Genomic DNA, 20,279 nt, shown 5'->3' on the forward strand with positions numbered 1-20,279 from the left:
TTCTATTTCATAAATAAAGTATACAACAAATCATAAATTTATCAATTATAACTTTAACAGAATTTACATTACCAAAATCTATTAGGTTCGTTGGACAAGACCTTTAAAACATATTATAATTGCCCTTATAGTTGATGTAACGTCAATTGGATTTAATATGACTCAAGAATTTTTATCTTGCCATATCAATAAAAATATAGTACGAGAAGGGATGGTGAATGAAGCGTTTCCACAATCCTCTAAAGGAATAGTGGTTACTGCTTTAAGCTTATGAATAAAATTAAAAACAAATATATTATACTTCCTGTGATTACTGCAGTTTTTTCATTAGTATTCCTCATCTTTTTTAGTAATGCCTTTAAAATACCTAAAGATAAATTATATATTGACTTTCTTAAAGATGCTTCCGGAAGTAACATTTCTACTGTCTACGTAACAACTTCACCAAAGATTCAAGTTAAACTTAAAGATGGCACTATTTATGAAACTGATAATCCAAGAACCGATAATTTTAAAGAAAACTTATTAAAAAGTGGAATAAATGTTTCTGAGCAAACTCTTACAAATCCTTTTGAAATAGCTTCTATTTCAGGTCTTTTAATTTCACTTATAGCACTTGGGATTTTTGCCTTTAAATCTTCAAAGGTAAAATCCAAAGGCATGTTCTCAGCTACAAATCTTGATGTAACCGCTGTAGAAGACATAGGGTTTAACTTTGATAGTGTAGCTGGTAACGAAGAGGCTAAGGATAGTGTTAAGGATGTAGTTGATTTCCTTAAAAATCCTGAGAAGTATTCCACCTATGGAGCTAGAATGCCCAGAGGAATAATTTTATATGGGGACCCTGGAACGGGTAAGACCTTGCTTGCAAAAGCTGTAGCTGGCGAAGCTAATGTTCCTTTTTATGCAGTGTCTGGTTCTGATTTTGTTCAAGTCTATGTAGGTGTGGGTGCTGGTAGAATTAGAAGCTTATTTAAAAAAGCAAGAAGCCACGGCAAGGCAGTTATTTTTATTGACGAGATTGATGCTATTGGTAAGAAAAGGGATAATGGACGAGGTGGCGGTTCTGATGAAAAAGATCAAACACTAAACGCCCTTTTAACAGAAATGTCTGGTTTTAATGAAACAGAAGGAATTATGATAATTGCTGCAACTAACAGACTTGATATGTTGGATGAAGCTCTTTTAAGACCTGGTCGTTTTGATAGACATATTGAAGTTACATTACCTGATGTGGCTGCTAGAGAGAAAATTTTAAAACTTCATCTTAAAAATAAACCTATTAAGGATATAGAGTATTCTCAGTGGGCACATAAAACCTCCTACTTTTCAGGTGCAAAGCTGGAGAGCTTAGCAAATGAAGCTGCTATTCTTGCTTGTAAGGATAATTCTTCATTTATTGAAAATGAACATTTAGATAAAGCTTATTCTATAATGCTGGCTGGTTATGAAAAAGTTCATAGAGATTATATTAAAGATGAGGATAGAAAAATCACCGCCTTCCACGAAGCGGGACATGCCATAATTTCATTCAAGGTATTGCCAAATGATAAAGTCTCAAAGGTAACTATAATTCCAACTACCAAGGGTGCAGGTGGTTATACTTTAAGCATTCCTGAAGATAAACTATATCAAAACAAGGCCTATTTAAAGAAAAGGATAATGGTACTCCTTGGTGGTAGAGCTGCTGAAGAAATTATTTTTGGACAAAATAACGTAACCACTGGCGCATATAATGATTTACAAAGAAGTACAGAGCTAGTAACCACTATAATTACGCAGTACGGTATGGGTGATTCACTAGGGCTACTTACTATGGATAAACTAAACGACGCAGGTCTTACAAACCAAGAAGCAGCCTTCTCAGAATGTAAAAACTTAATGGCAGAATTATATGAAGAAGTTAAGAGTATCCTCACAGATGAAAAACATTCTTTAGAGGCTATTACAGCTTTATTAATGGAAAATGAAACTGTAAACCATGAAGATTTAGTTAAAATAATTGCAAATAAAGAAAGTATTGTTGCATAAAGCTATCCCCTAGAGTATCAGACAGACATTTTTCCGGGGTAATATCTAAGCCTCAGGGTTCTCCCTGAGGCTGTATTTGTCTAACTAATCTTTTTCCCTAACTGTAAGCAAAAATGCTATAATCATTCCCCCAACAAGCCCGCCGATATGTCCGAAATTATCAATGTTTGGCAATGTCATACCTATAAATATATTTACAAATATCACTGATAAAATACTTCTTATAAAAGAACTTCCAGTCTTACCTTTGGACTTAATTGCAAAAACAAGCACCGCTCCTAAAAGTCCAAATATGGCACCAGAGGCTCCAATGGAAATACTCGGTGAGTAAATATAGCTGAGCATTGAAGAACATATCCCCGAAGCAAAGTAAATGGCAAGATACTTTACTCTACCATAAACCCTTTCAACCATTGGTCCGATAGCATAAAGTGAATACATGTTCACGCCTAAATGCACAATACCTCCATGTAAAAACATACAAGAAACAAGTCTAAAATACTGACCCTGTGCAATTAACTCATTAACCTTGGCACCAAGCAAAACTAAAACTCTAGTATCACTATCAAATACACTGCCTTTTGCATAAGTGTAGCTCAAATAAGCTGTAACTATATATAGAATAACATTTATAGCAATGATTCCAATAGTAATAAAGGGCAATTCACTTATACTTACCTTTTCATTATTACTACGTAAGCTATTATTATTCATAACTGCTGCTAAGTGCTGTACTACTTCCAAATTTACATTTTCAGAATATGTTACTTTTCTCTCTTTAATCTGAACTTTAATCAAAGGTATTCCTGACAAATTGTTTGTTGAAAGAAATTCTAAGTTACTATCACTATGAAAATCATCTTCAGAAATTAATATATATATGTTACCTTTATCATCCGGAATGTTATATTGTAAAAGTTCGCTTAGGTTAGTGTCCCTTATAAATATTAGTCGATGCATTACCCCATTCATGTCTTTTACAACTGTCCATAGCTCAGAATTATTATTCTTACTTTTTATATCCTCTAATAAATATCCATATTGATTTGTAAATCCCTTTATAATAACTTCTATATTTTTATCTCTCATATATTTCTCCTAGGGTGCCACCCACGTGGCAAGTGGCAAGCTAGACTTGCCACTTGCCACGTGGGTGGCACTAACTTTATATTATTGCTTGAACCACAAGATTACGACATTGCAATAAATCTATTTCATAAAACTTGATAGGCTTTCTAGTTTCACTTTCATAAAGCACTCTAAGTACTGGTCTATCAGGAAAGTTCTTGTTTTGTTTAATTACGTATCCTTCAATTCCGTTGGATAGCTTTAAACATACACCTAATGGAAATACTGAAAAAGTTTTTTTAAAGTTTTTTATAATTTCTTCATCAAAGGCATTTCCACAACCTGCTAAAATTAATTCATAAGCATCTATAGGATTAAATTTTTGTCTGTAACTTCTATCATTGCTTACGGCATCATAAACGTCACAAACAGAAATAATTCTTGCAAATTTAGAAATTTGATGTAATTTAAGTCCATAAGGATATCCACTACCATCAACTTTTTCGTGGTGATGTTCCACAGCCCTTAGAACTTCACTAGATATGGAAAAATTCTTTTCTAGAATACTTCTTCCATAGGTTGGATGTTGCCTTATTTCTTGAAATTCTTCCTCTGTTAGCTTGCCTGGCTTAGTTATAATATCCGAATCAATTTTGGTCTTTCCTATGTCATGAAGAATTGCTCCAATGCTCAGCTCTTTTAATTCGCTCTCTTTAAGATTCATAGACAAGCCAAGAAAAGTTGCCATAATCCCAGTATCTATAGAATGAAGATATGTATAGTTATCATAGGTTTGTATATCGTACAAGCTTTTATTTACATCGCCCATTTCAATAATGTGGTCAACCAAATCTTCCACAACGGATAAGGCATCTTTGGTTCCCTTCTTATCTCCTGACGTTACATTTTTCATTATGTTAGCCATATTTTTCATGGTTGCTGCTTTTAAATCACTTAGCTTTTCATCTTCTACTGATATATCATCTAATCTGGAATCTTCTACATATACGTAGAAAACCCCCAATTCCTTAAGTTTTGTTATGTACTTATTAGTTAACTTTACTCCTGACCTTAGAAGTACGTTTCCGTCTTCTGTAAAAATATTTCGCCCTAAAACCTCATCGGCTTTTACCCTATTTATAAACTCAAGTCTCATGCACACCTCTAAAAATTCATATTATTATTTATATTCCTCTTGTTTGCCTTTAATCTTTTCAAAAACTTCTTTAAGTTCCTGTTTTATTAATTCGCAAACCTCAATTAATGCTTCGCGAACCACCATATGTTCTTTGTCATATTCAAACTTAACTACCCAAGTTGGATTATATTCATCATCCACAGCGTCAATAGAATAACCTTTAGTTCTAAATATATCCTCATTAAAATAATCATAAATCGCCGTAAACTGCCATTCTTCTACATCCTCATGAGTATCAAAAAACAAGTTGATTAATCCTCCATCGTAATACAGTTTCGTTACATATTCTGCACCTTCAGAAGTCTCATAACTTCCTAGTTCTCTGACAAATTGATTAGTTTCTTTATCTCTCTCCATTAGTACTAATGATGAAAATTGCATTAAATTCATCTCCTCTTATTCTTTACATTCCCTGCAGATTCCTTTTAAATAAACATGACTTTCTGTAAGGGTTATTCCTGTCTTTGCTTTTATTTGCTCTTCTATTTGAGGTATAGGGCAATCTATAACCATTTTCTTATGACATAAATCACACTGAATTATATGTTTATGGGCATTATTGCTTATAGTATAGTTATACATATTGTTCCCTAAATCAAATTTGTTTAAAATCTTTTTACTCTCTAAAAGCTCCAGTGTTCTATACACAGTAGATAAATCTATTTTTATGTGATTTTCTTTAAGGTCTTCATATATGAGATTTGCATTTATAGCTTCTTTTCTACAAAGTATAATTTCTAGTATGCTTTTCCTTGCCGCAGTAATCTTAATATTATTTTCTTTTAAATATGAAATTACATCCATTTATATCACCTTACTAAATTATTATATCAATTATAATATACATCAATATATTATTTAATACAAGTAAGCTAGAATAAAAAAGGCTTCTACAAAAGTAGAAACCTTTAGATATTCATTAGTGTAACTTACCTCACTAATGTTGATTTATCCACTAAACTCGTTTGATTATTTTATTTCCTTTAATACTGCTACTAAGAAATCCCACATTCTATTTGTTGATGATATACTTAAGTGTTCTTTAGGTGTATGAACATCATAAATATTAGGTCCAAAAGATATTTGATCAATTTTTCCTCCAAATTTATCGCTGATTAATCCACACTCAAGTCCAGCATGTATAGCTGATATTTCAACATCTTTTCCATTTATATCTTTATATACCTTTTGGAATACGCTTCTTATTTCTGATTGTGGATTATATTGCCACTCAGGATAATCAGATTCAAATTCAATAGCTGCTCCTACCATTTCTGCAAGAACTATAGTTTCATCACATATTGCTTTCTTTAAAGTCTTTACAGAACTTCTCACTGCAGAATCAAATTCTAAGTTTTCCTCAGAAGTTGTAAGAACTCCTATATTAGTTGAACTTTGCACTAAGCCTTCAATAGCCATACTCATGTTTTTAACTCCATTTGGAATTAAGAAAAGTAATTGAAGTGCTTTTGTAGCAGTGTCATCAGAAAATGCTTTTTTTACTTTTTCATTTAATACTTCAATTGTCAAAGCTACATCTGGATCAATGCCATTTAACTCATCTTTTATAGTAGTGTTCCATTGTGCCACTTTTTCAAGAACTATCTTTTTATCGCTTTCTCTAAACAATATAATAGCATCAGCTTCACGAGGAATTGCGTTATTTTTAGCTCCTCCATTGATTGAGTTTATTTTAAAGTCTATAACTGATTTTAAATCCATAAGGAAACGTCCCATAAGCTTTATAGCATTTCCTCTTTCTTTGTTGATCTCCATTCCAGAGTGTCCGCCAAATAATCCTTTTATGCTAACTGTAGCATTTGTAAAACTATTATCTGCTTCTTCCCATGTTATTGGAAGCTTTATCTTCTCGCGTACTCCGCCAGAACAGCTTACTAAAAATTTTCCTTCTTCTTCTGAATCTATATTAATTAATATTCTTCCATCTAAATCCTTAGGGTTTAATGCTTGAGCTCCACCCATACCTGTTTCTTCTTCAGTAGTTACTAATAGTTCAATTGCTGGATGAGACATATCTTTTGATGCAAGAACTGCAAGACCAAATGCCACTGCAATACCATTATCAGCACCTAAAGTAGTTCCATTAGCTCTTAAAATATCACCTTCTACAATAAACTCAATAGCATCTTTCAAGAAATCATGCTTTGTATCTGTGTTTTTTTCACAAACCATGTCCATATGACCTTGAATTATTATAATTGGAGCTTTTTCATATCCTTTAGTAGCAGGCTTTTTTATTATAACATTTAATGCTTTATCTTGAATAACTTCTAAACTATGCTCTTTAGCAAAGCTTACTAACCAATCACTTATTGCTTTTTCATTGCCAGAACCCCTTGGAATCTCGTTCATAGCTTTAAAATACTTGAATGCCTCAAATGAGCTTAAATCTTTTAACTTTTCTAACATATTAATCATCCTTTCTTTAAAAAAAAATCATTTTTAGCCCGAAAATTATTAGTATTATACCTCCAATATAGTCAGCATACTCCCCTACAAATTCTACCCTTTTTAAATATTTAGAAATTATAAAAGCTATAGTTGACATTACTAGAGTTATACCCCCAATGAATAATGTATTATTTAATAATGTAACTTTCGTTATATTATTTAATACCGTAAAACCTACCACCATTGCATCAATGCTTACTGACGCTCCTAAAATAAAATACATCTTAGGTTTAAGTAGCGGACACTCACCTTTACTTTCAAAGCCGTTCTTAATCATAAGTACACCAACTGCAGCAATAATCATACCGCCAATTATAGTTGGCATGGCCGCTACATATGTATTGAAAAGGAATCCGGCATAAGCACCTATGTATGAAAATAAAAATTGAAATATCCCAAAGGAGATTATAAAGCCTAGCTTATTTCTAGCCCTAGTTTGGTTATTTAAACCTATACATAAAGCCACTCCAAAAGCATCTAAAGATAGTGCTAACCCTATTGTAAGTAATGGGTATAAATCCATGAATTTTCCTCCCATAATAATACTGTATGCTACAACACAAACCTCATGATATAACATAACCCTCTACAATATATTAGTCAAACTTCTTTATTATTATTCCAATTTTTTTATCTATCATGTATAGAACCTTACTATACTATTATGAATTAATTAGCGTTTTTTGTCAACACTACTTCCGCATCCTAAAATCTTAGTTTTATACCGTATTTCTCCCAAATACACTAATATCTACGACCTTTCATAAAAATCATATAATTAATTATTAGTTGTGCTTATTGCATTTTATGGACTATAATATAGATGAACTTACACTAGGAGGTGCAAAAATGCTTTCAATATATAAAAGTGCAGAAAATGGTCAATTATCAAAGCTAGAAAGTATTGAGCCAGGTTGTTGGGTTAATATGATAGACCCTTCTGCTGAAGAATTGGTCTTCGTATCAAAAAATACTAACGTCCCTATAGATTTTTTAAAAGCTGCTTTAGACGAAGAGGAAACTTCTCGTATTGATGTAGAGAATTGCACATTAATTATTCTGGATATTCCCTTTACAGATATGGATGATAACTCATTAACCTACGACACTTACCCCTTATCCCTAATACATACTGATAAGGTAATAATTACAGTTTGTTTGAAAAACAGTAAGGTATTATCTGACTTTAGCGAGGGGAAAATCAGCTCTTTCTTTACCTTTAAACGTTCAAGATTCATGCTACAAATCTTATATAGAATTGCCAACTATTATCTAATATATCTAAGGCAAATTGATAAGAAAAGCTACATAGTTGAAAAGCAGTTACATAAGTCTTTAAGAAATAAGGAGCTTATTCAATTGCTAGCCTTAGAAAAATCTCTTGTATACTTTTCTACTTCCTTAAAGGGAAATGAAATCACCTTAGAAAAAATGCTTAAGCTAGATATACTTCAAAAATATGAAGAAGATAAAGACGTACTTGAAGATGTTATAATTGAAAATAGGCAAGCTATAGAGATGTGTACTATATATAGTAATATCCTAAGTGGCACCATGGATGCCTACGCTTCTGTTATATCAAATAACCTTAACATAGTAATGAAGTTCCTAGCTGCAATAACTATAGTAATGGCTATACCTAATATGGTTTCTGGGTTATTTGGTATGAATGTAGCCGGGATACCTTTCGCCGCTAGCACTGTAGGCTTTTGGTATGTGGTTGCGCTAATTGGCCTTATAGGAATATTTGTTATTTATTTTCTTAATAAAAAAGATATGTTTTAGACAATTGAAACTAAATTGATTTTTAAATCGTAGTATAATATGATACAATATAGTTATTAAATATATTGTATTTAAACTTTTATTGAAAGGGGGATTTACCTATGAAAAAGAAAAAGATTCTATATGCAGCACTTGTTATAACAGCACTTTCTACTGCGTCTGTATGGAAAGCTTCCGCAGCCTCAGTTCAGATGCCAAATGGTACTGTAGTTATTGGAAATAAAGCCTTTGACATAACCTATGCCAATGATACTAAAAACCTAGCTGAGATTACTGCGGCCATAGTGGCTAGTAGCGAAGTGTATGTTAAAGGGTTTGATGCAACTTGGATTAACAACTCTACTAATGCAGTTGTAGCATCTAGCACCATTCCTAGTGTAACCTATAAAAATACAACTGGTGTTGAAGTAAAGTATGCAGCTGGAGATAATTCTGTGGTTGCTACAGAAGAATTAGAAGTAATTAGCATAGAGTAATTTTTTACATAAAAGAGGAGAGGTAGTTTTTAAGACTATCTCTCCTCTTTTATTTATGAATTAATCTACCTTAACTTTACTTTGCTATGTTCTCCTTTTGCAAATTTACATCCACTGAATATACATCTTTATCTTTTGCATTTATAAGCTTAATTGTAACCTTATCTTTTTCTTTTCTAACAGGGTATGCTGTGGTAGGCTTACCTAAGATTTCCTTTTGCGTTACAGGTTTACCTTCGTAGTAAACTTGGTATTTTAAAACATCTGTGTATTTCTTTTTCCCTGACTCTGAAAGCGATACATTTACTACAGATCCAAATGCTGCCTCTCTTACTGTAGCATTAACTGTAACTTCTACACTAGGATCACCTTTAGTAGTTTTGCTAGGTTTATTGTTCATATAAACTGTGCCTGCGATTGCCAGAATAATTACTAGAATAATAGATATACCAATCACTTTTTTATTATCTTTTTTCATGTTGTCCTCACTCCCATTTTACTGTATATAATTAATTTTATTTTTTCTCATTTAACTTTAGTTTTAATTCCTTTAGAACCTTTTTATTTGCATCTAATAGCTTTAGTACTACTTCGCTACCAACTTTCATTGCAGGAAATATTGTGGTTTCAGCTTTTGTAATACTTTCAATATTTGATATAGGCTTGCTTTCAAAGAAAAACTGATAGTGTTTATAACTATTATTGAATTTGCTGCTATCAGTAACAATTTCTGCTGTAGACCCAAAATTTGCAGCCTTAACTAAAACCGAAATACCATATTCATCACTTATGGTTTTTGCAGCTTCATCTTTTTCTGATCTTTTAGTATCTGCACTTGCTTCATTTTCTTTAGATTTATCTATACCAGTTTCAGCATCCTTTGAAGCAGTTTCTCCTGCCTTTTTATCTAATTCCTTACTTTTTAACTCTTCGGTGTTTACATCATTTTTACTTTTACTATTAGTGTTGTCATTAAACTTTTGAAGAAAGAAAAATAAAAGCACTATTAGTACAATTACTGCAAATAAGCCCGCTGCCTTTTTAGATATCTTTCTATTATTGCTCATACTCATATTCCCTTCTTTATTCGGATTTGAAGTATACTTTGCAAGTACTTATGTCAAAATCTTTATTAACAATATAATCTTCTGTTATTGTAAAATCATAAACCTTTGCCTTATGAGGATTTACACTTACATTTTCAATATCAAACATCCCCTTAGCAACAACTTCCTCTTGCTCATCCTTAATCATTATAGGTAATCTTTCTAATTTTATAACTTTATCGCAGCCATTACGAATCATGAACACTATAGAAATGGAATTATCCATACCTCTCAATGTTTTGAACACCTCAATATTAACATCGCCTGCTTTTATTAAAGGTAACTTAGCTAAAAAGTTTGTGAAGCTACTTTTTAAATCATAATCCATATTCTCTGGAATGTCCTCAAGTTCAACCTTTACTGTATTTATAGCACTAATGGAACTTTCAAATTGTATTTGAAAGTCATCATTTGAAATTGTATCAACTAGAAGGTTTGCTTTATCAAAATAAACTTTATATGGTCTTGCTGAAAAAGGAGGTAATATGCCAAAGTCACCCATATCCATAATTTGCTTTGCAAGCACATCCCCATTTTTATTTACAATTACTAGCGGTACTTTATCAAAGTTAATTTGCGTTGACAAGCCATTTCTTAAATAAACACTAACCTCTATCTTATCTACCATATGAAAGATATATGTACCACTAATAGACACCTGTCCATTTTCTATTGTTGGTAGCTCCGCTAACTCTTCTTCTAAAAATTCCTTTTGAAAATCTGACATAACCCCTTTATCGTATTCATTAAGATGCAACTTTATATCTGCTACCACTTTTTCTGGCACTATTTCATTATTACTTTCCATTGAATTATCATTGTTTGTCATAATAAATTCCTCCTAATAGGTTCAAATTCTAATATTCATTGTTACAATTACATTTTATTATATCATATAACTGCTAAACAAATAGTAAACTTTCATTTAATTTACCCACTATAAATTACGTTAATCCTTGAAAATGGTTGCACTTTGTAGGAAAATCCCCTTAATATCTCTTTTAAAAAATCTTACCTAAGCAGAAAAGGAGAAAGGGACAGCTGATAGCACAGCTGTCCTTTTCTCTTATTTTGCAAAATTGTGGTAACCCCTGAGGGTCTTATTTTGCTTTAACAGTAAATGTTAATAGCTTGCCTTGGTATGAACCAGTAATCACTACTGAATCTCCAACTTTTGCGTTGCCTGATACTGTAACTACAGACCCTGTTACAGTTGCTATTGATGCATCACTTGTATTCCAGTTAGCTATATCACTAGCTTTTATAACTAGGCTTGATACATCACCAAAATTAGTTGTTGCTTCTAATGTTATTGCTGCTAAGTTAAGCGTATCACCTACTATAACTTCCTTAACTTTATCAGTTTTATTGAAGTCAATTGAAGCAATTGTTGGCTCAGCATCTGTTAATTTAACAGAGATTGTTCCAAGTAGCTTACCAGCTTGGTATGCCTTAACTGTTCCAGTTGCATCATTGGATTTATCAGCTAATAATTTACTCGTATCAACTGTAAATATTCCAGTTGCTTCATCAAATACTATTGTATTTGGTAGTGCTGATTCATCCCATGTAAAATCTGAAGCTTTTATTGTAACAACATTTCCATTTGTATCATATCCAGATAAATTAAGTGTGATAGTATTATAAGTATCAGTATCACCAATTACAGTATCATGAAGTACTGCATCAAGAATTCCATTGTTATCAAGGTCTCCACCGAATTTAATTGATGTTATATCTCCTGATGTTTTAACTGTTGATGTAACATTAATTGCTTTTGTAACAGTATCACTGAACTTAACATTTAATGTTAATATTTCTGTTCCCTTAGCTATTGAAGTAAGAGTAACTTCATATCCAAGTAAATTTCCATCTTTGTCAACCTTTTCAACCACTCCATTTGAAGTTGCAATCTTAACTGTTGTTGCACCATCCTTTAATGTAACATCAGCAGTATTTATTTTTATAATATCACCATATTGATCTTTTGGCACTATTAACATTTTTGAATCTGTTCCTAAAGTTGATGTAACTAAATTTGTAGCAGTTGTAGCGGTATCAAGAACTCTAGTCTTATTAACAACTACAGTAACTGTATTTGATTTTATATATCCCTCTTGAGTAGAAATTCCTTTATCAACAAATATGCTGTAAGTTCCATCTACTAAGCCTGAAGTACTTGGGTCAAGCTTTAATGCCACACCTACTGCTCCCGATAATTCTGTATTATATGTTGCGATACCATCCTTATCAACATGCTTGTAAACTAGAGAGGTAAATGCATTTACATCTACACCAGCAGTGTTTTTGATAAACATATTGATACCAGTTGTATTAACTAATGCATCTCCGTCATTATCTTTTAATGTTAAATCAACATACTGAGATTTATCATCCCCTAAAACTAATTTATCACTAGCAACTACACTTTTATTAATTTGTATTGTTTTAAGTGTTGCTACTGAAGTTGTAACTTTAGCAGTATCTGCTACTATAGTGCCGCTTATTCCTACTTTTAGTGTATAGCTAGAAGCCACTGCTCCTGTATAAGTAACACCAATTGATTTAATAATATCAGTTCCAGTTGTAGTTGCCACTCCATCTGCTTTGTAATATTTCACAGTTACAAATGCACTAGCATCTGTAGAACTTATTAATTTTCCATCAGCAGCATACCATGTTAATTCTAAATCTGATAATTTCACATCTAATTCTTCATCATATTTATTTGAAGCTTTAACTGTAAGCTTACTTTCTGGAGCACCAGCTTTAGCTGTAAAATCTGCAATATCTTGTAGTTTTGCAAACTCTGTTTTAGTAGCAGAAGTTACTGTAAAGTCAGCTGTCTTACCAGCGTATGACATTGTAACAGTATATGCACCTGATTTTTTAGCGTTAAACTTTACTCCTTTGAATGTACCATCAGTGTTTTCAACAGTTGTAATAACCATATCAGCAGCTGTTAATTTATCACCTGACTTAAAGGCGAAAGTTACATCTTTAGCTAGAGGCTTTAATGTATCATTTTTATCATTTAAATCAGTAAATGTAAATCCTGTTATAACTTCTTTATCTTCATAGTTCACTGCACCTGAAACATTTGTAGCCGCTACCGATTTCACTCCTGCTAATGTTACAGTTACTAAGTAATCTACTTTTGAACCACTTGCAAGGTATGCTGATATAACTGCTGTACCTTGTCCTACAACTTTGATTGTTTGAACTTTTGCTGCATTATTTAATACAGTTTTTGTAGCATCTAAGTTAAATGCCAATACACTCTTATCTGATGTAGCCCAAGTAACAACATTATCAGTATTATTAGGATTTCCATATTGATCTAATAAATTTGCTGTTAAATCAAAGTTAGCCACTTTACCTAATATAAATCCATCTTTTGTTGTGTCTACAGCAACAGCATTAGCATCTTTTTGTGCTGATATAGTGATATCTTTTATAACTGATGCTATAGCAACTTCACCTACTGTTAATTCTTTAGTTGAAGTCAAGCTAACGCTGCCAGCAGTGTAAGTTACACTTACAACAACCACAACATCTTTCTTTAATCCTGTTGCATCAAAAGTAGCTGTTTTGTTATCTCCAGCTATTGTAACAGCAATTGGTAATCCTGTTGCTTGTACTTTAGCAGACGCAGCGGTAATTTTACCTTTCGCAATTGTAGTCGCATCTGTGTATACTTGTCCATAGTTATCAGTTAGTTTATAGCTTATAGCTTGTCCTGTTGTTGGTGCAAGTCCTGTTGTTGTTATTCCAATATCTGATGCTACTGATTTTTTTGTAACTGTTGCAGTACTTACTTCAACAATTTCTTTTCCTGCTAAATCTATTAAGCCACTTATTTTAACGTCATATTTTGCATCAGTTAGTGGTGTCTTGCCATCCTTAACTGGTACTGTAATCTTTAATCCATCTTCACTTAAAACTGGTGTACCAAAATCAATTAAAGTATCATCTTGCTTTACTTCTACAGCTAATGTTGCTTGACTAGACATATTCACTTTTTCTTTTAATGAAATTACTAATGCCTTTGCACCTGTAGCAACCTCTACCGTTAATTCTTTTGCCACTGCATCTTTATCAGCCGCATCAAATTTAACTTCTTTGCCATCTATACCTTTATAAACTACAGCTGGGATAAGACTTGCTTCTACTTTTAATCCTGTAGTATTGTTAATCCAATTTCCTTCGAAATCCTTAACATAAACTTCTCCACCTGCAACTATTGCATTGGTTATTTCTTCAATATTTTGAGGATCATTAGCATAAGATAAATCGTAAGCCTTATTTCCTATTACAACAGTACCATTAGCCATTGAAGCAATCGCCGTGAAAGATGTTGATCCTGCTATCATTAAAGCAGCAAGAGCTGAACTTGTGATTTTTTTGTTCATACATTTCTACCTCCGTTTTTTTTAGTTTGTTTTTAGTGTTTTTTATTAACTACTGTTAATCAAGTTTTAATTATGGTTAACTTCTTTAGACTCTACTAGTTAGCAGCTACTAAAGTTACTTCTGTTGTTGAAATTACTAATCCAGCAATATCTATTAATTTAACATTTACTTTATCTCCAGCAACTTTACCTGGGAAAACTGTTGTAGTCGCTTGTAAGTCAGTTATAGCTGATATAGCTTTTGTGCCATCAAGCACTTGGTATTTAGCTGCTCCTTCTTGAGTTGAAGTAACAGTTACTGATGCTCCAAATGTAGCAGCTTTTACTGTAGCTTTAACTTCTACTGTAGATGGATCTACTGGTGCTTTAATTGTAATTGTTCCTGCTTGTCCTAAAAGAACTTCTATTGAAGTAATTTCTTTTGAAGTTGCATCAAATAATTTAACATTAACTTTATCTCCTAAAACTTTAGCTGGGAAAACTGTTGTAGCTGTTGCTAAGTTAGTTATAGCTGATATAGCCTTTGTTCCATCAAGTATTTGATATTTTGAAGCGTTAGCAAAGTTTTTAACGCCATCTGCTGTCATAGTTACATTTACTGTTGATCCAAATGTAGCTGATTTAACTGTAGTGTCAAATATTTTTGTTGCTGCATCTTCTTTAACTGTTACCATTACTGTTTTCCAAGATTCATATGTTCCGTATGTTTTGCTTTGGTTTTTAACAGACTTATCTGCTTCTGCTTGGTAGTTTTTCCATAGTGTTGAGTTCTTAGTAATTGCATGAGCAACTACCATATAAGTGCCTGCTTTTTCAAACTTGTATGATGGAACTTCCGTATAATCTGTTACTCTGTTTGTCCATACTCCAGTTGTTGGATTGTATATGTGTAATCTATAAAGGTATGGCCCTGAGATTCCACTTATTCCTTCTATTCCATTGAACTTAACTGTTAAACCGTTAGTTTCAACCTTAGCGTCTCCATTAGCATATACTCTGTTAGCATCATCTCTAGATACGCAGTTGAGTGCTGCTACATAGTTGGTGTCATAGTCTCCATTGCTGTTTGATTTAATTCCTATTGTTCCAGCTCTTTTTACCCAAACTGAAAGCTTTTGTTGTCCTAATTTAAATGCTTTTGTTTCTGGTAACGCATATGGTGTTTTAGCATCTACTGCACTACCATATCCTTTTGTTAATTCGCTCCACTGCTTACCATCGAATAAGAATGCTCTGTATTGTACTTGTCCTTCAAATTTTGATGAAGTTACTGTAAATACTTCAGTATCCCCTACTACTAGCGGTGAATGATTTACTCCAACATAATTTATTGTTGGAACAATTACTGTTGCTGCTTTAGCTGCAATATTGCCTAAGCTTCCAACCGTTACAAATAGTGCTACCATAAAAATGCTTAATACTTTTTTCATTTGTCTCATATGGTTTGTCCCTCCCTTTAATAGATGTTTTTTATTTTTATAAAAATAAAAACCTAATTAATTGTAATCTTTTTCAAAGAATACAATTTGCACTTCTTTAATTTAATTCGCTATTTTGCAGAATATATGTATTTTTTATCTATTCACTCTACAATATTCGCTTTATTTTTTAATTATACGATGTTTTTTTTAAAGTTTCAACCACATATAATTTCCATTTTCATTGCTAAACATTACCTTAAAATCATTACCCTCGGCGCTGCAACAATAACGACAAAAAGAAAAGGACAACTCTGCAGCTATCCTTCTCCTTTTGTCTATTTTATTAATTCTAAACTATCTATATCCTCCTATACTACCCTATACAAAACTACCTTACTTTCACTTATTATAACGGTTTTTTTGTAGCTTAATCTGTCCTTCTGAAGGCAAAGACATATTTTCTGCCATATCCACTGCATACACAACATAGATTCCTGGTACCAAATCTTTAGTTGCTATCTTTGTAGATTGGTCTGCTTTTGTTACAGTTACCTTCTTTGCAAAGCCCGTACTTACTAAGACTTCCAGTTCACTTAAAGACTTAGGTTTAGTTGCAGTGTTTACTAGATATATTGCTCCTATTTCGCTACTTCGAGCTGTGGTTATTACTTCACCCACAATTAGTGTAGCCGATTTTACGCTAGCTTTTGGTGAAATAGTATCAGGTAACTCCTTACCTGGAATATTATACTTTTCTGAAGTACTATATACCTCCGCACTTCCAGCATAAATTACATTGGCACCAATCTTATCCTCTATTACAACATAAACTATATCTCCTAAATTAAGTCCATTGGTATACTGTTTTTCTGTGTCAGCGCCTAAAATACTTACAGACATAAACTTAGAATCCGAGCCATTAAATTCTTTAATAAGCTTATATGCTTTTATAGTTTGGATTTGTGTATTAACCCCACTATAATCAATTTTAGCAAGTTTATTTGAGTCTATTAATACTCTAACTACTGGATTAATGGCAATTCCACTAAACTCATATGAGCATAATTTCCCTACAGAATTTTTGTAAGAAACTTCATAACTTGATGCTTCAACCAATGCAATTGGTGATTTGAATTCTAATGCATTTGAACTTCCAGCTTGTGGTACCCCTTTTAATGTTCCAACATTTATCCATCCGCTAGGAGCATTGGAATCCCTTACTCTAAGAGTCGCAGAGGATATAGTTTCATCAACTAATCTAAAGGTACTAGAATTTATTATCGCAATACCATCTTCAACTTTATTATCAACCTTATCTGATCCTTGTAAAATATATGGCTCAAGTCCACGCAACTCCATATAATTTCCTGCTATGTCACGAGCACCACCTATCACTTCTAAATAGTATGTGGTATCCCCTCTTAATAATTCTGAAGTTACTATAAAATTAACATGCTGATAAGCCTCTTCACCACAAGTTTTTGATAATCCTACTAAATATACTTTTCTTCCGTAGCCATCTATTCTATATAACCTATAGCTACCTACTTGAGGAGCAATCCACTTACTTCCTAATTCTTCACTAGTCTCTATTCTCACAGTACTATTGTCTACTGCATATACATTTAATATCTCTGGTTTATCTGCATCAGATATCCATGGGTATACTTCTGTATAGATATCTTTAGCCTTCATTCCTGTCATATCTGTAACTACACCATGAAAGTTAACTTTAAATGTATTATTATAATTACTGCTAGATACAAAATCTATAAAAGTATTATCTGAAGAAACATGAGCAGTTCCCAAAATTGTTGGTACATTTCCAACAACCTTTATTCTTTCATTAAAGGTTACTCTTATAGTCTTAGCATTTACTTGCTGGCAATCTACTACTTCTGGAGCATCATTAGGTGCTACATTATAGTATATAAATTGTACCCTGTTATATATATTAGATGATTGACCCCTGTAATCTACAACATTTCCAGAGTAATCTCTTATAAGGTTCGCTGTAAAATCATTTAAATAAACAGTGGTTCCTTCTTTAACTGCAGAAGGTAAGGTAACGCTTGGTTTGAATACTAATATAGTCCCACCTTCAATGGAATCAACATATGATAATTTAACAAAGTTAGTATTATCAATTCCATTTGCACTTGCCTTTAATACATTGGTACTTAGCGAACTATTGTATATTACAGCTTCGCTAAAATATACCCATATTTCATCCTTATTAACCAACGAAGCATAGATAATTGTTGGTTTTTCTGTATCTGCAGTTATCTTCTTAGCCATAAATTTTGCCGTAGCACCTTCTGCAGTATTTCCAAGAATATCTGCTATTCCAGTAATAGTAATGGTATATCTTTCATTGGCTTCCTGCAGCAAAGTTGTTAATTTAACTGTTCTTCTATCAGCTTGAAGCTCTGCTTTTACAGCTGTTCCTAAATCACTTATGCTGCTTGCAATTGTATAATTTGTGGGGTCCTGTGCTGATAGTTTTACAATATCCTCATTAAAGATAATATTGACTGTTGTACTATTCACTGAAACTATAGAAATAACATAAGGTGCTATTGTATCTGCTCCAAGTGCGTTAAAATAATATTTCGGATAATTATTATTTATAATTGGCTTTATATAATTACCATATTCATCTGCAATATTCTTAACTGTTAAGGTATAACTTCTACCCTTAGTTTGCTCTGTTGTTGTAATTAATGCAGTTTTAGCATCAGATGAATATAAATCTTTATCATTGATTAACTTTATAGATGTAGCTTCTAAATCACCATTAAACTCATAGTTTGATGTATCCAACACAGTATCTAAATCTAAAGCATTAGATTCATTGAAGGTTAATGTTACTATAGTATCATTTAGTGATTTTACTGAGGCTCTGTCAACTTCTGGCGCTTGCCTATCTGTTGCTTTACCATAAAAACTAAAAACAAGTGGTTTCTTAATAACATTTCTAAGTATAGAATCATCCATCAAATTAGAAAGTGATACTTCATATTTTTTTCCTGGATTTTGAGTTTCCGTTAACACTTCTACAGCATCATAGTATCCATCATTATTTTCATCTAAGGCTTTTATAGAAATAATATCAAGCTCTGTTGTTCCTGTTTTAATAAGATAATTCTCTTTATTTTCTGCTGATTTCTTCTCTACTCCATGTTCATCATTAAAGCTAAGTTTAATTCTATTATTTGTAGTTGCTATAGATACTACCGTCCCTGCAGTAGGAGGGAGCTTATCTTCCTTGCCTACAAAATCTCTTGCAAAGTTAGTAATCTTAGCACCATCAATACCCATAATATTTTTTATATTAATCTTATACATTTTGTTTTTTGAAATACCTTCTGTTCTTAGTGTTATTACCTTTCTTAAATTATCCAAGCTAGATTTTACTACGGTAACAGCACTCTCTATTTTATAATTATCAATATTTATAGCTGAAATGTAATCTAGTGCTTTATCAAACTCAATTTTAACTTCATTTGTATCAGAACATTTTACACTTACTGGCTTTGGTGCTGTTTTTTCTACTGCAATACCTGTAAAATTAATTTCCCTATCAGCTATTAATTTGTATGCTTTACCAGCAACCATTGCTTCAGTTTCTAATACTATCACTTTGTTTGACTCTATAACAAAATCTTTAATTTCTAAAGCTTTCCCGGAACTCTTTTCAGTTATTTTAAAGTCATTTATTAGGTTGTGGCTTGTAGCCTCTTGTAAATCGACCTGCACTCTGGTATTAGAAATGGCCTTTGCCGCTATAATCTTTATGCTTTTATCTATTACCACAGCATCACAATCACCACTATCAAACTTTGTTTCTGCACCTTTGACATTTTTATATGTTACTGCTGGAATGGTTCTTGGAGGAACCATTACTCCACTTATATTTTCTATCCAATTACCTTGGAAATCCTTAACATAAACTTTACCTCCAGCAACTATTGCATTAATGATTTCTTTACTATGCGCTGGGTCATTAGCATAAGCTAAATCAAAAGCTTTATTGCCTATGACAACCGTACCCTTATCCATTTCTGCAAGAACCTTAGGGGATGTTAACCCTACTATCATTAAAGCTATAATTATTGTACTTATAATTTTTTTGCCCACAAATTTCAACCTCCCACATCCTTTACTATACTAGTCTCTTTTATTATTGTATGCAGAGGTTTTGAAATTGTTTCTTTAAACTTTATTTTTTCAATTAAGTGGTGCTTTAATATATTTAAAAATAAAAAAAGGCCCAACATCGAGCCTTTTTTTACAGAACATTACCAATT

General features: G+C 32.4%; 15 protein-coding genes. 3 read left to right on the forward strand and 12 right to left on the reverse strand.

Annotated features, from left to right (window positions below):
• Window positions 1-270 precede the first annotated feature (270 nt).
• Window positions 271-2,031, forward strand: coding sequence for an ATP-dependent metallopeptidase FtsH/Yme1/Tma family protein (locus LGK97_RS06910; protein ID WP_226259021.1), 1,761 nt, complete (start codon window positions 271-273; stop codon window positions 2,029-2,031).
• 84 nt (window positions 2,032-2,115) lie between these two features.
• On the opposite strand, the gene LGK97_RS06915 is transcribed toward LGK97_RS06910, so the two are convergent.
• The 6 genes from LGK97_RS06915 to LGK97_RS06940 all read right to left on the reverse strand — a co-directional run bounded on the left by LGK97_RS06915 (window position 2,116) and on the right by LGK97_RS06940 (window position 7,292).
• Entirely contained in the window at window positions 2,116-3,120 is a 1,005-nt protein-coding gene (locus LGK97_RS06915) for a rhomboid family intramembrane serine protease (protein ID WP_226259022.1), read from the reverse strand.
• A 76-nt stretch (window positions 3,121-3,196) separates the two neighbouring features.
• A complete protein-coding gene (locus LGK97_RS06920; protein ID WP_226259023.1) occupies window positions 3,197-4,255 on the reverse strand; it encodes an HD-GYP domain-containing protein in 1,059 nt (352 codons plus the stop codon).
• 24 nt (window positions 4,256-4,279) lie between these two features.
• On the reverse strand, window positions 4,280-4,678 hold the full coding sequence (locus LGK97_RS06925; RefSeq protein ID WP_226259024.1) for a DUF6762 family protein: 399 nt from the start codon (window positions 4,676-4,678) through the stop codon (window positions 4,280-4,282).
• 15 nt (window positions 4,679-4,693) lie between these two features.
• Window positions 4,694-5,101 carry a Fur family transcriptional regulator gene (locus LGK97_RS06930; RefSeq protein WP_226259025.1) on the reverse strand — a complete coding sequence of 136 codons (408 nt, stop codon included), beginning with the start codon at window positions 5,099-5,101 and terminating at the stop codon, window positions 4,694-4,696.
• Window positions 5,102-5,266: 165 nt separating this feature from the next.
• Window positions 5,267-6,727 (reverse strand): aminoacyl-histidine dipeptidase, encoded by a 1,461-nt coding sequence (locus tag LGK97_RS06935; RefSeq protein WP_226259026.1) that lies wholly within the window; start codon window positions 6,725-6,727, stop codon window positions 5,267-5,269.
• A 16-nt stretch (window positions 6,728-6,743) separates the two neighbouring features.
• The gene (locus LGK97_RS06940; RefSeq protein ID WP_226259027.1) at window positions 6,744-7,292 is read right to left on the reverse strand and encodes a manganese efflux pump MntP family protein; all 549 of its coding nucleotides are present in this window, start codon (window positions 7,290-7,292) and stop codon (window positions 6,744-6,746) included.
• A gap of 326 nt (window positions 7,293-7,618) precedes the next feature.
• Between LGK97_RS06940 and LGK97_RS06945 the strand changes: the two genes are divergently transcribed.
• Together LGK97_RS06945 and LGK97_RS06950 are read left to right on the forward strand one after the other, a co-directional pair.
• On the forward strand, window positions 7,619-8,554 hold the full coding sequence (locus LGK97_RS06945; protein ID WP_226259028.1) for a magnesium transporter CorA family protein: 936 nt from the start codon (window positions 7,619-7,621) through the stop codon (window positions 8,552-8,554).
• A 101-nt stretch (window positions 8,555-8,655) separates the two neighbouring features.
• Window positions 8,656-9,030: a hypothetical protein gene (locus tag LGK97_RS06950; protein WP_226259029.1), complete on the forward strand. Its 375-nt coding sequence runs from the start codon at window positions 8,656-8,658 to the stop codon at window positions 9,028-9,030.
• Between the two features lie 76 nt (window positions 9,031-9,106).
• Here the strand turns inward: LGK97_RS06950 and LGK97_RS06955 are convergent, their stop codons facing one another.
• The 6 genes from LGK97_RS06955 to LGK97_RS06980 all read right to left on the reverse strand — a co-directional run bounded on the left by LGK97_RS06955 (window position 9,107) and on the right by LGK97_RS06980 (window position 20,109).
• Window positions 9,107-9,508, reverse strand: a complete 402-nt coding sequence (locus LGK97_RS06955) for a hypothetical protein (protein ID WP_226259030.1) — start codon at window positions 9,506-9,508, stop codon at window positions 9,107-9,109.
• Window positions 9,509-9,545: 37 nt separating this feature from the next.
• Entirely contained in the window at window positions 9,546-10,097 is a 552-nt protein-coding gene (locus tag LGK97_RS06960) for a hypothetical protein (RefSeq protein ID WP_226259031.1), read from the reverse strand.
• A gap of 16 nt (window positions 10,098-10,113) precedes the next feature.
• Complete coding sequence (locus LGK97_RS06965) at window positions 10,114-10,965, reverse strand: SLAP domain-containing protein (RefSeq protein WP_226259032.1); 852 nt, start codon at window positions 10,963-10,965, stop codon at window positions 10,114-10,116.
• A gap of 271 nt (window positions 10,966-11,236) precedes the next feature.
• A complete protein-coding gene (locus tag LGK97_RS06970; RefSeq protein WP_226259033.1) occupies window positions 11,237-14,548 on the reverse strand; it encodes a bacterial Ig-like domain-containing protein in 3,312 nt (1,103 codons plus the stop codon).
• 95 nt (window positions 14,549-14,643) lie between these two features.
• Complete coding sequence (locus LGK97_RS06975; protein WP_226259034.1) at window positions 14,644-15,987, reverse strand: hypothetical protein; 1,344 nt, start codon at window positions 15,985-15,987, stop codon at window positions 14,644-14,646.
• A gap of 381 nt (window positions 15,988-16,368) precedes the next feature.
• Window positions 16,369-20,109, reverse strand: a complete 3,741-nt coding sequence (locus LGK97_RS06980; RefSeq protein WP_226259035.1) for an Ig-like domain-containing protein — start codon at window positions 20,107-20,109, stop codon at window positions 16,369-16,371.
• Window positions 20,110-20,279 lie beyond the last annotated feature (170 nt).

It is taken from the genome of Clostridium sp. CS001 (assembly GCF_020443565.1).
Taxonomy (GTDB): domain Bacteria; phylum Bacillota; class Clostridia; order Clostridiales; family Clostridiaceae; genus Clostridium_AD.